This window comes from Solibacillus faecavium, from assembly GCF_014836905.1.
Taxonomy (GTDB): domain Bacteria; phylum Bacillota; class Bacilli; order Bacillales_A; family Planococcaceae; genus Solibacillus; species Solibacillus faecavium.
The window spans coordinates 134847-147538 of record NZ_JACSPZ010000002.1 but is presented as its reverse complement, the minus strand read 5'-3'; the positions used below and the strand labels follow the sequence as shown (position 1 = coordinate 147538).

The 12692-nt window shown below is 36.0% G+C and carries 9 protein-coding genes; 1 reads left to right on the top strand and 8 read right to left on the bottom strand.

What is annotated here, in order from left to right:
• Positions 1-483: 483 nt before the first annotated feature.
• The 3 genes from H9635_RS04225 to H9635_RS04215 are packed head-to-tail and all read right to left on the bottom strand — an operon-like array spanning position 484 to position 5220.
• Positions 484-2292, bottom strand: a complete 1809-nt coding sequence (locus H9635_RS04225) for an ABC transporter substrate-binding protein (RefSeq protein WP_191698907.1) — start codon at positions 2290-2292, stop codon at positions 484-486.
• A gap of 19 nt (positions 2293-2311) precedes the next feature.
• The gene (locus tag H9635_RS04220) at positions 2312-3808 is read right to left on the bottom strand and encodes an ABC transporter permease (RefSeq protein WP_191698906.1); all 1497 of its coding nucleotides are present in this window, start codon (positions 3806-3808) and stop codon (positions 2312-2314) included.
• A 14-nt stretch (positions 3809-3822) separates the two neighbouring features.
• A complete protein-coding gene (locus tag H9635_RS04215) occupies positions 3823-5220 on the bottom strand; it encodes an ABC transporter permease (protein ID WP_191698905.1) in 1398 nt (465 codons plus the stop codon).
• Positions 5221-5518: 298 nt separating this feature from the next.
• Between H9635_RS04215 and H9635_RS04210 the strand changes: the two genes are divergently transcribed.
• A complete protein-coding gene (locus tag H9635_RS04210) occupies positions 5519-7255 on the top strand; it encodes an ABC transporter ATP-binding protein (protein WP_191698904.1) in 1737 nt (578 codons plus the stop codon).
• A gap of 66 nt (positions 7256-7321) precedes the next feature.
• Here the strand turns inward: H9635_RS04210 and H9635_RS04205 are convergent, their stop codons facing one another.
• From H9635_RS04205 to leuD, 5 genes are all read right to left on the bottom strand, one after another.
• Positions 7322-8443 carry a Ger(x)C family spore germination protein gene (locus H9635_RS04205; protein ID WP_191698903.1) on the bottom strand — a complete coding sequence of 374 codons (1122 nt, stop codon included), beginning with the start codon at positions 8441-8443 and terminating at the stop codon, positions 7322-7324.
• A complete protein-coding gene (locus tag H9635_RS04200) occupies positions 8430-9533 on the bottom strand; it encodes a GerAB/ArcD/ProY family transporter (protein WP_191698902.1) in 1104 nt (367 codons plus the stop codon). The genes H9635_RS04205 and H9635_RS04200 overlap by 14 nt, the downstream gene beginning before the upstream one ends.
• Positions 9530-10873: a spore germination protein gene (locus H9635_RS04195; RefSeq protein ID WP_191698901.1), complete on the bottom strand. Its 1344-nt coding sequence runs from the start codon at positions 10871-10873 to the stop codon at positions 9530-9532. The genes H9635_RS04200 and H9635_RS04195 overlap by 4 nt, the downstream gene beginning before the upstream one ends.
• 525 nt (positions 10874-11398) lie before the next feature.
• Positions 11399-11968 carry an ABC transporter substrate-binding protein gene (locus tag H9635_RS04190; RefSeq protein WP_191698900.1) on the bottom strand — a complete coding sequence of 190 codons (570 nt, stop codon included), beginning with the start codon at positions 11966-11968 and terminating at the stop codon, positions 11399-11401.
• A 128-nt stretch (positions 11969-12096) separates the two neighbouring features.
• Positions 12097-12687, bottom strand: coding sequence for a 3-isopropylmalate dehydratase small subunit (gene leuD, locus H9635_RS04185; RefSeq protein WP_191698899.1), 591 nt, complete (start codon positions 12685-12687; stop codon positions 12097-12099).
• Between the last annotated feature and the right edge of the window lie 5 nt (positions 12688-12692).

Below are 12692 nucleotides of genomic sequence, written 5' to 3'. Positions count from 1 at the left end.
AGAACTTGCATGTAAATTGTAGCATGAAAAAGGTAGTTGATGTTAAATATTCTAAATAAGGGGTTAATCAACGTCCGAACAACTTTGAGTGGGCAAAACGCTTACTTTGCTTAAAAAAATAAGGCGCCGTCAAAATAACGGAAGATTTTACCGTTATTTAATTGTTGTTGCTCATTTTGGGATAAATAAGGGAACGTTTTACCGTTATTTTAAATAAAAGACCGGAATTTCATGTTTTTTAGGTCAATAACGGAAATTCTTTCCCTTATTTTCACTATTTTTTGCGTAATTTTTAAAATAACGGATATTTCTTCCGCTATTTACCTCATTACGCACGCAATTCAATCTCCCGGAAAGCCATTCCCCGTAGCGCAGCAGAACAAATTTAATTAGAACCGACTTATGGTGATGAACCAAATAAGAACTAATCAGGTGCACAAAAAAAACCGGAGCATTCGATTAAGAATACTCCGGTAAGAACTATTATTTTGATTCGTTATATGCTTTTAAAAACTCTTTTACTTTTGCACTATCAGCCTCTAATTTTAAGCCTGTGTCAATTAAAGGTGTTACTGTTGATACAGCCGGCTTTTTCTTACCTTGGTAGTAGCTGATGAACTCGTCTTGATTGATCGAGTGAAGAACTGCTTTACGTAAGTCTGCTGATTTAGCAGTTTCGCGGCCGCTTGTATTGAATAATAAGTAAGATACAGCGTTACTGTCTGCAGTTTTTAATTGTAAGTTTTCATCGCCTTCTACTACGTCTGTTTTCGTTTCAGGCACTGATTGTAATACGTGAATTTCACCGTTACGCAATGCAGAAAGTGCGCTGTCGTTATCTTGGATGAAACGAACGCTTATATTTTCAATTTTTGGCTCGTTCTCAGTTCCTGCTTGATATGCCGGGTTTTTCACGAATGTTGCTTCATAGTCATTTTTCTTAACTAAAATATACGGACCAGATGCAGCTAAATGGTTGGCATAGCTGCCGCCTTCAGTAATTGTCGATTGGTCGCCGTAAGCAATATCAGAGTTCGGGTCATAGCTTGTTACATCAAATGTATTTACCGCAGTTACTGCAGCTTCCGATACGATCCCGCCTGATTGGTGTGCTAAGTAATTTAATACTTGTGGGAATGGATTTGGCGTTGTTAATTTAACTACTTGGTACTTACCTGATGCGTTGTCTACATCTTTTTCATCTGTTACAACTTCAGAAATAGCAGCCGGTAATTCATCTGATAATTCTTCTAAAATCGATTTACCATCAGCTGTTTTTACAGATTCTAATGAAGTTAGATCTGAAACGATTTCCACTGTATCGATATTTTCATGGATTGAATATGTGCGGTGATCCGGTACAGAATTTTCATCTTTCGCACGGTTTAGTGAGAATACAACATCTTCTGCTGATACTAAATCACCCGTATCAACTGCTTTGTCACCTTCTACTTTCGCGAAGTTAATGTCATCACGCAGTACGAAATAATACTCTTCGTTGTTTTCAGCTATTGCATGATCATAAGATAATGAACCTTCAGAAACAACATCATCTGTATCCGATAAGTTGACTAAACGCACATACATATTCGTATTTAACGTGTTAATTGATCCGTCGTTTGCTTTTACTGGGTCAAGTGATGTTAATGATGCGATTGCTTGGTGCAGCACTAACGTTTCAGAAGCATTTTTACCTTCATCATTGAATGAAATTGTTTCCCAAGCTTGAGCACGTGATTTTGGTAATCGAACTGTATCTGGGTTAACTTCTGTTTTATAAATCCCTTGGAATTTTTGTGAAATGTAAAGTGGTGCAATGTAAGCATTATCAAATACTAGTGCTTGTTCAAGCTCTTTATATTTTTCTTTCGCTTCATCACCTGTTAAAGTGCTTGCCTCGTCGATTAATTGATCAACTGTTTCATCTGCTGTACGGCTGTAGTCGCCACCTGATTTAAATAAGCCGCGCACTGCATAGTCAGGGTTCCCTGTAACTGTCGTCCAGCTTGAAATCGCAATATCAAAGTTGCCTGCATCTTGCTGTGCTGTAAATGAACCGTAATCTGGTTGAATGTTCAGCTTTACATCAAAGCCATTTTTCACTAATTGATCACGTACGATGTTCATATCCTGCTCTGAAGAAGCCATACCTAATAATTCAATAACCGGCTTCGTTCCAGTGCTTTCTGCCCCATCGTTTTCTTTTACATCCGATTTTGTTTCGACACAGCCTGTTAATGCTACTGCTGCTACTGTTGCTGTTGATGCTAATGTAAATAACTTTTTATTCATGAAAAATTCCTCCAAAAAATTAATTTGATTTCGGGTCTAGTGCGTCACGCAGTCCATCGCCAAAGAAGTTAAACGATAAAACAAGTAGCATGATGCATAGCCCCGGGAAAATCGCTAAATAAGAATGTGATTCCAAATATGTGCTTCCTACTTTTAAAATATTGCCCCATTCCGGTATATGTGGCTCAATACCGAGGCCAAGGAAGCTTAAACTACTTGTGGAAATAACCGCCCCCCCAATTGTTAAAGTTGCCTTTACAATCATTGGTGCTAAGGCATTTGGTACGATATGCCTGAAAATAATCGAGCGATCGTTTGCCCCTAATGCCCGGGCAGATTCCACAAATTCGTAGTTTGAGATTTGCATTACATTTGCACGCATCGTACGCGCATAAGTCGGGATCGCGCCAACACTTAATGCGATAATTAAATTCGTCGTATTTGCTCCAAAAGCGGCGATAATGGCAATAGCCAGTAAAATACCAGGAATAGCATATAGCACATCCAATGCACGCATAATAATATTGTCCGTGTTTTTACCGTAATACCCTGAAATCGCACCAAGTGCCCCACCAATTAAAGCAGGAATAATCGTTGCACAAAAACCTACAATTAAAGAAATTTGTGCACCAAAAACAATACGTGAAAATAAATCCCGTCCAAAATTATCAGTACCTAATGGATACTCAAGTGTCGGTGTTTGCAATAACACAGCATAGTTATTTTCAACTGCAAAGTCATAGTCAAATGTCCATGAGCTGACAACCGATAAACTGAACATAAATACGATGAAAAATAAACCGAACACTGCCATCGTATTACGCAATATTTTGTTCCACGTTTTTTGCCATTTTTCCACAGCAGACGGGTCCGTGTTACGTGCTTTTCGTATTAATGTAATTCCAAGAAGTAATGAAAAGAAATTACCTGTTAACGTTGGAATAAGTAATACGATTCCTAGCGGCAGCATCCATTTTGGAGCTGTATCAAACGTTACATATCTCGCTATTAAAATAGCTGTAATTAAATATAACAATGCTAAAATGATAAACGCACCCATAGCAGGTATAAATGTATCCACTACATATGGCTTGAAAATATTTAACCCTGAAATCATTAAAATAAAGATTTGTGTTAAAAACGCATAGACAGCAAATGTATATTCTGCTGTTTTATTTTTCGATGCCAGCATAAAACCATAGCCCGCAGCAAAAACATTTCCTGTAAAAACGGTTGCTACAAGTGGAATACCGAGTAATCGAGTCCGTTTTGTCACTTCACTATGCTTTGCCAAATCCTTTTTAATAAGGTGTGAAGTAAACGAGACGTAAATCGTTGTGGCAACATAGATTGCAAAGAACACCAATACGATCGGTCTCCATACACCTTCTGAAAAGTTAAAACTATAAAGTAAAAACAGCAATGAAAAAATCGCAGAAAAAGCAATGGTAAACTGTGCATTTACATACTCTTGTGTTATTTTCAACAGCAGTTTTACATCTGATATAAATTTCACGTCGGTACTCTCTCCTATGATTTTTTCATTTTTGATCGAATTCTCGGGTCAAAGAATGCATATAAAATATCGATCAACATATTAACAATCGAAATCGTGATTGCAATATAAACAACCCCGCCTAAAATTGCCGGAATGTCCGGAATAAATTGTTTATCGACAATATAGCTCCCGATTCCACTAATATTAAATACTTTCTCTGTTACCGCAGCACCGCCAAGCATTCCGCCAAATAACAATCCGATTACTGTAATTATAGGAATCATTGCATTGCGAATCGCATGCTTCGTTATAACTTTGCGTTCGCTTAAGCCTTTTGCTTTTGCTGTAATAATGTAATCCTCATGAATGACTTCCAGCATGCTGGAACGGGTCATACGTGCGATCGAAGCGGTGATCGATGTTCCGAGTACGACAATCGGCAATACAATGGACATCCAATTGCTTGGATTATACGTTGCAGGGAACCATTTCAGTTCTAAAGAGAATGTTAAAATAAAGATTAACCCTTGCCAGAAGCTTGGAATAGATAAACCGATTAACGCAACAAACATGAATACGTAATCAATAAATGAGTTCGGTCTAACTGCAGAAATAATACCTACGGGAATCGCAATGGCAATCGCCATCAATAATGAAAACATGGCAATTTCAAGCGTTACAGGGAATTTGTTTAAGATGCTTTGTGTGACATCTTCCTTCCCGGCAAAAGAAGTTCCTAAATCGAAAGTAAAAAGGCCTGATAATGAATGCCAAAGCTGTACTAAATATGGCTGATCCAATCCGTAAAGCTTATTAAAGTTTTCAATTTGAGCAGGTGTAGCCTCTACCCCCAGTAAATTACGCGCTGGGTCAAATGGAGAAATATACAAAATTGTAAACACAAGTGTGGCCACTCCAATAATGACAAACACACTTTGCAGTAAGCGTTCAAATATAAAACGAATAAAAGGATTACTCGTAATAAGTATAAGAGCGTACATTAAAATACCTGGAATTATTGTAATCAGTAAAAATAGTGGTTGTTTTAGGAGATTACTGAAATAATTTTTATAGGAGTTTTTCTGGATACCAGTAGTCGCAAGCGTTTTTTCTACTTCCCGCTCTAATTTCATTTGCGCCAACTGTTTTGCATTTACCTCAATTTCTTGCTCATTCATACTTTGTTTGAAAAACTGTGCTTTCGTTCGTTCTTCTGCTTCATATTGCTGCTGCCACTCTATGACTTTGCCACTTTCTATTATTTGTTGTTTCACCTTCAATGCATTTTCAGCATACGTAGTTTTGGAACGTTTCACTAAATAAAGTGGTAACGTGATCATGTGAACAAGCAAACCGAATAATACATAGGCAAAATAATAGCTTTTTTTAGAAGCATTTTTTTGAAAGCTTTCAAAAAACAATTGCTGCATGGAACTTAAAGCTCCTTTCTAACTTATAATCTTTCGACTTATTAAAAGATAAGAGTCGTAAAACTTTAAATATTGTATAATTCCTACCTGTATAGTAATGTATTATGTAGAACGAATATGAATAAGTCAACAAAATATTTAAACTTCTTTTCCGTGTTGTGAGACAACCACTTAAAGAAGTAATCTGCCCAGGAGGATGTCACGAATTACGTAAGATGTTCCATACGTAGGTTTGATGCCTAATTCGTACATAATGCCTGCTTGGCGCAATTGATTCTAAATAAAGGATGAGCATTTTATGAGTGAGAAGTTGCTTGAAGTGAAGGATTTACGCGTTTCTTTTATTACGGGTGAACAAGAATTCGAAGCAGTAAAAGGCGTAAGTTTTCATGTAAATAAAGGAGAAACAGTCGGGATTGTGGGTGAATCCGGTAGTGGGAAAAGTGTTACTGCTCGTTCCATTATGCGCTTGCTTCCCTCTCCCCCCTCTTTTTTGAAAGATGGAACGATTGAATTTCAAGGAAAAAATTTAATTACACAATCAGAAAAACAAATGGAGTCAATTCGTGGAAAAGACATCAGTATGATTTTTCAGGATCCAATGACATCTACAAACCCGACAATTCGTATCGGTGACCAGATTGCGGAAGGAATTATTAAGCATCAAGGGGCTTCAAAGAAAGATGCTTATGCAAAGACAATTGAATTATTAAAGCTTGTCGGTATTAAAAACAGTGAAGAACGCTACAATCAATACCCGCATGAATTTAGTGGCGGCATGCGTCAGCGTGTAATGATTGCTATGGCTTTAGCGTGTAACCCTTCCCTTTTAATTGCTGACGAACCGACAACTGCACTCGATGTAACAATTCAAGCGCAAATTCTTTCTTTAATGAAGAATATGCAAGAACGATTTGGTACATCCATTATTTTGATTACGCATGATTTAGGTGTCGTAGCAGGTATGTGCGATCGAGTTGTTGTAATGAAGGAAGGCGAAGTAGTTGAGCAAGGTACGACAGAAGAAATTTTCGCCAATCCAAAGCACCCTTACACTAAGCGTCTATTAAATGCGTTGCCAAAACTTCATGAAAAGAAAGAACCGAAAGTCATGCCTAATTTATCACCGGATTTGGATGTGAATGTTCCTTTAGTAGAAGTGAAGAACATTTCCAAGCATTTTGAACTAGCAAAAGGCAATGTACTGAAGGCTGTGGATGATTTATCATTCTATATTTATCCTGGTGAAACGCTTGGGCTAGTCGGTGAATCAGGTTCAGGTAAATCCACAACAGGTCGGACATTATTGCAACTCCATGAACCGACTGACGGAGAGGTACTCTATAAAGGTGTACCGGTTACCCGTCTTTCGAAAAATGAGTTGAAAAGTATGCGCCGCTACATGCAGATGATTTTCCAGGATCCGTATTCAAGCTTAAATCCACGGAAAAAAGTTTTGGATATTATTGGAGAAGCGCTTGATGTGCATAAGCTTTCCCCTTCTAAAGAAGCTCGCCGCACTCGAGTGGAAGAATTATTAGAGCTTGTCGGACTGAAAAAAGAGCATGCACTACGTTATCCGCATGAATTCAGTGGTGGTCAGCGTCAACGAATCGGCATTGCCCGCGCACTTGCAGTAGAGCCACAATTTATTGTGTGCGATGAACCACTTTCCGCATTGGATGTTTCCATTCAAAAGCAAGTAGTGGAATTGCTGAAAGACTTACAGCAGCGACTTGGATTAACGTATTTATTCATCGCCCATGATTTATCTATGGTAAAGCATATTAGTGATCGGGTAGCTGTTATGTATGGCGGGAAAATTGTTGAATTAGCAGAAAGTGAAGAGCTATATGCAAATCCTCAGCATCCGTATACGAAAATGCTGCTTGATTCGATTCCGATTCCCGATCCGGCCATTGAAAAACAGAAAAAACGCAAAGTAATGACAGAAGAAGAGCTTATCGCAAACCGCTTTGATGTGGAAAATACGAAACTTGTTGAAGTTTCTAAAGGACATTGGGTTGCGATTTAAATATGGTCATTAAAAAGAGACTCCAGACTATGTGAAAAATAGTTTGAAGTCTCTTTTTTTATATATTTACTGAATGGAACCTGTACTTTTCAGACCTGGAGTTACAGTTACATTTACTTTTGCATTTTTATAGGCTTCCATCCATTCCGTTTCGCTCATACGCCTGTTATGAAGGACTTTGCCTTTATAGTCAATTCCAAAGCCAAGCGGATCGTAGCCAAGTTCCATCATCTCTTTAATAAACGCTGTAATTTTTTCCTCTGTTTCACGTTTAAGTTGTTTGTTATACTTTGGCAAATCTTTATTTTTTAACGGCTTCTTTGATTCTGAAATGGAGCCCTTTAAACTAGCTTTTATATCTAGCTCTATATTTGATTCATCTTTTATGATGACTTTGTAATTGGAACGGATTGTATCAATCTTAGCTATAAATGAATCGCCGTCTTCTTCTATTTTTAACTCAGCATGTTTTGATTTTTTTGTGAGCAAATTATAGATGGAGGTATTTAGCGTTTCAAATTCATGCGGCTCTTTGTTATTTGCTAATAGGAATGACTTATTAATTTTGAAATGCTCATCTTCTTTAACTATTTCGATAATTGGTATAACTGTATCAATTCCTTTTTCCTTCATGTTTCGTCTAAATTCAAATAAATATGTCGTCACGATAAATGGACTAGTCGTTCCATTTTCATCAAAGTAGTTAAATAGCTCCGGATAAGCAGCGGTTTCCCCTTGAGGTATCAGTTTTATAATTTCTTCAGCAGATGGTCGTCCTATACTGATCCATGAAATCATTTGAATGTCCGGTCTTCTTAATAAAAAATCAATAATTTCCTCATTTTTATCCTCTTTTAATAACTCTTCTCCAATAACAATTAGTTTGGAATGCCCAAATTCAAGCTCCTTATCGGAATACGATTCCAATATACGAATGGCTTCTGATAATGTTTCACCCGTCTGTGTTAAATAAGAGTACTCCGGAGCAGTCGCTTCTTTAAATGAGCTTGTTGGTTCATATAGCTTTAACGTTATTTTATAAGGTTTGTCCTCTTCATCTGTTTTATCAACCGCTATCATTGCAATAAAAACTGTTTTATCGATATCTTTAAATTCACAACCTGCTATGAAAATGCTGCAAATTAATAACAAAATGAGAGCCTTCATTTTAATATTAAGATTTTGCATATTTCATTCTCCTTTTTATAAAAACAAACACTAGAACCATTAAAGGAAATATAAACACTAAAATGCTATAAAAAAAACTTGTATAACGAAATAGTTGGTACTCATTTAGTTCGGTTACTAAATACAGTGTAATGGCTATGAAGAAAGGAATTGGTATAAATTTTCCGATGCTATTTCCTTTGAATTTTATATTTTCAAACTTAAAAATAAAACTTAAAAATTCCATCGAAGCATGCCAATGAATGAGAATACTTATAAATGCAATCCCTAAGTAAAATAACAAGAAAATGAATAATACTCTCTCTATTACAAAAAAGTCCATTTTTAATGAGTCTGTAGTAGAAATCCATGGGTAAACAAGCTGATTAATATTTTCAAAGCCATTAAATCCAATTGGTATAAAATATGTCGTAAATAATGTTGCGCCTGCTATGAGTGTGATGAGACTAATCTGTTTCCAACCAAATGTTTGTTTTTCAGTAAAGTATCGATTAAAAATAAACAAATTTGCAACGCCTAAAAATAGAAAAAAACATGAAGAAAATGAATGCCAGTTTGGAATTTTGTTAATATATAAAGCAGCTTCTCTTACAAAATCCCATTCCAAATTAGGACTAGTATACGCTTTATAAAAAATGAACAGGATTAATGGGCTTGTAATTAACAATATAATTTCCGTTGTAAATAATACACGTTGTGTTTTCATTAAACATCCAAAAATAACGGAAAGGATTATCGTTAAGCTAATTTGCATAATAGGCATTTCTGGACTTAAGTAACGAATTAACAGAAATGTAAAGGTGATTAAGGTGATCAGTCCCGCAACAAACCATAAAATCGCGAGTGAAAATACAAACGGGAAATAAAACCATTTAGGTGTCGTTTTCTGTAAAAGCTCAGGTAAAGTCATACCCGGATAGGAATTAAAAAAGCGAGTATAAATTGTAACAAGAATCACACCTGCTATTACTCCCATTATCATAGCAGAAACGGTACCTTCTTTATGGTAATGTAAAAGAATGGCAGGGACTGAAGCGATAATATTCGCAACCATATTAATTAATATTAAATAATAATAAAATCGGTTCATGATTCCTCCCCTGATTTCATTTTATTTTTTTTATCCATACTCAGTTTTAAATAAGGTTCTCCAAAGCTATTAATGCTTACTAAGTACATAACTAAAGCGTACAGCCCCAGTGTTAAACCTGCTAAGCCAAATATTGTTGTCACTAATATGAAAAATAGACGTACCACACGAATAGAAAAGGCCATTTCATTTATCGGAATAACAAAAGTGGAAATGGCAACAGCAGATACGATAATAACCATTACATTTGATGCTAGGGAAGCCTCTGTTACAGCAGTTCCTAATATTAATCCACCTACTGTAGTAGCAGTTGCACTTACAGCTTTTGGGAGACGTATACTTGCTTCTAAAAGCATTTCCATAAAAAATAGCATAAATAATACTTCTATAAAGGATGAAAAAGGGACACCAATTCTACTACCGGCAATTGTTAATGCTAACTCTGTACGGAATACTTCCGGTGCATATGAGGTAATACCAATATATAAACTCGGCAGGAGAATACTTATAAACAAACCTGTATAGCGGAGGAATTTCAAAAAAAATGATATTAAAAATGTGTGATAATTATCTTCCATTGTTGTCATGAAATCAAAAAAGAAAACGGGTGCAATAAGCGCCTGAGGATTTCCGTCAAGTAGTAATACAACTTTTCCACCCGAAAGATTGTATGCGATACGGTCTGGTCTTTCAGTCATAATCATTTGAGGAAATAAGGAAAATTTCTGATTGTTTATATAATTATTTAACTGAGTTGTCGAAGTAATAATCTTGTTGTCAACAGTTTGAAGCCTTTCTTCAATTAGCTTCAATGCACTTTTATTTACATGTTCTTTATCATAAATGATCGCCAATTTTTGTTGGTTCACTTCCCCCATTACTACATAATCAACGAATAATGAAGGCTGATGATAATTCGATCGAATCATATTTATACTCATTGTCAGATTTTCACTTAACGCTATTTGTGATCCATGTATAGTCATTTCTACTGAGGTTGTATTTATTTGATCATTCGTAGAAAACTTTAAATCGAGTAATAGAATTTCATTTTGAATCACGATTATTACATTACCACTCATTACATCCTGTTTAAGCTGATCTAATGATTTACTTTCTTGAAATTGGGGCAAAGCCTGAATATACCGAATAAATTTAGTTTCGGAGGTCATTTCAAAAAAAGGTTTAATAATAATTTTTTGAAATAATTCCAAATTAATAAGGGTCTTAATATAATGTATTTCTGCTTTTTTCCCCTCATCTTCTAGCGTCTTCTTTGTGAGTTCGTTTGTATCCTTGAATTGTTCTTCAATTGACTTAATATTTTCTTCAGAAGACATCTTAATTCTCCTATTCTTAAATATCTTCATTTAGTATGTCCAATTCTAGGAATATTAATCATGTAAGGTTAATTTAGGTCAATGAAAAAACCATTCTCAACTAATGAGAATGGTCCAGATTGTCGACAAAAGGTCTCGAAAAACCTTTTGTCTTTTTATTATAAATTTTAATTAGGTGCTTAACAGGAACAAGTTGTTCACGCTCATTATTTTAAATTGATTTCTAGTCATCGTAGATATCGATCTCACTTTATTTAAAGGAATGAATAAGTTGATTGGAATGGAGGGACCGTGACTCCACCGGGAACCGCACGTGCGGAAGATCCACTAACTTGGGCCTGCCGTCGTAGGCACAAGTTAGTTAGCTGGAGCCGTGCCCGGGGAAAGCATCGGTCCCGGAATGGAAATCAACGGTTATGATTAGTTAACTTTATTTTAATAAAAAAGACTGTAGGCAACCCCGAATTTCTTCGAGTTTGTCTACAGTCTGAATCATTCTCAACTAATAAGAATGGTTTTAAGCTATTAATCATTATTGATTTGCTTTAGTAAACGGTAAGCATTAATATTAATAGATTTTACAGGACTAATACCTTCCATTATTTCAACTACATCTCGTAATAATGGCATCAAGTTTTCCTCAATGAATTCTTTTTTCACCGCATCAGTCACTTCGATTTCCAGTTTGTCCATACGATTAAGCAATTCATCACACATGATATGTAGTACTTCCTCTTCACGGTATGTAGACGTGTCATTTAAAATTAACTTGGCACGTAAATCCAAATATTTATACCAGTAATCCCTTAAATCCAATTGCTGCTTATTTTTATATTCCTGACGCTTAGAGCGATTCGGGTCGAGGTTTTTCGTTATTGTTAACAGTCTTTCCATTTTATATTCGATCGTGGATTGACTTTCTTTTTTTAGCTTTAATTGAGCTTCCAATGCATTTTGCAGTTGCTTTTCTTTTTTATATTTTTTAAACTTCTTGAAGCCAAAATAAAGAACACCGGCCCCTACGAAAACCATCCAATTACTCATTAAAAGTAATATTACAAAAATTATTCCGAACCAACTCCAAAATTTCTTCACCAGCTACTACACTCCTAATAATTAAACATTCTACCGGAATTATAGCATCGGCAAATTTCTGCAACAACCGGTAAAATAAGACAAAGCCTGTTACGGAAGGTGTTGACCCTTCATAACAGGCTTGTTTTTTAATACGCTATACGCTTTTTCTCATATGCCGCGATTTGTTCTTCATATTGGAATGTCAATGAAATTTCATCCCAGCCGTTTAGCAGCATTTGCTTATAATATGGGTCAATCGTAAATGAATACGTTTTGCCATACCCTGTAGTAACAGTTTGCTGCTCCAGGTTCACTTCAATAGCCTGTGCTTTTTCTAAGCCTTTTTCCAGTAGTTCATCACATTCAGCTTCTGTTAATTTAATCGGTAAAATACCGTTTTTAAAGCAGTTATTATGGAAAATATCTGCAAAGCTCGGTGCAATAACGACACGGAAGCCGTAATCAAGAATGGCCCATGGTGCATGTTCGCGTGAAGAGCCGCAGCCGAAGTTATCCTGTGCGACTAAAATTTCAGCACTCTTATATTCAGGCTTGTTTAATACGAAATCCTCATTTGGCTTGCCGTCTTTGTCAAAACGCCAGTGATAAAATACGTATTGTCCAAACCCTGTACGCTCAATACGCTTTAAAAACTCTTTTGAAATAATTTGGTCAGTATCGACATTTTTACGGTCTAGTGGTGCATATATACTGTTGACGATATTAATCGGTTCCATACTAA

Bases quoted from the DNA above. Each gene is read 5' to 3' on its own strand.
- H9635_RS04200 (WP_191698902.1), bottom strand. From the start codon at position 9,533: ATGAACCGATTTTATTATTATTTAATATTAATTAATATGGTTGCGAAT.
- H9635_RS04225 (WP_191698907.1), bottom strand. From the start codon at position 2,292: ATGAATAAAAAGTTATTTACATTAGCATCAACAGCAACAGTAGCAGCA.
- H9635_RS04215 (WP_191698905.1), bottom strand. From the start codon at position 5,220: ATGCAGCAATTGTTTTTTGAAAGCTTTCAAAAAAATGCTTCTAAAAAA.
- leuD (WP_191698899.1), bottom strand. From the start codon at position 12,687: ATGGAACCGATTAATATCGTCAACAGTATATATGCACCACTAGACCGT.
- H9635_RS04210 (WP_191698904.1), top strand. From the start codon at position 5,519: ATGAGTGAGAAGTTGCTTGAAGTGAAGGATTTACGCGTTTCTTTTATT.
- H9635_RS04195 (WP_191698901.1), bottom strand. From the start codon at position 10,873: ATGTCTTCTGAAGAAAATATTAAGTCAATTGAAGAACAATTCAAGGAT.
- H9635_RS04205 (WP_191698903.1), bottom strand. From the start codon at position 8,443: ATGCAAAATCTTAATATTAAAATGAAGGCTCTCATTTTGTTATTAATT.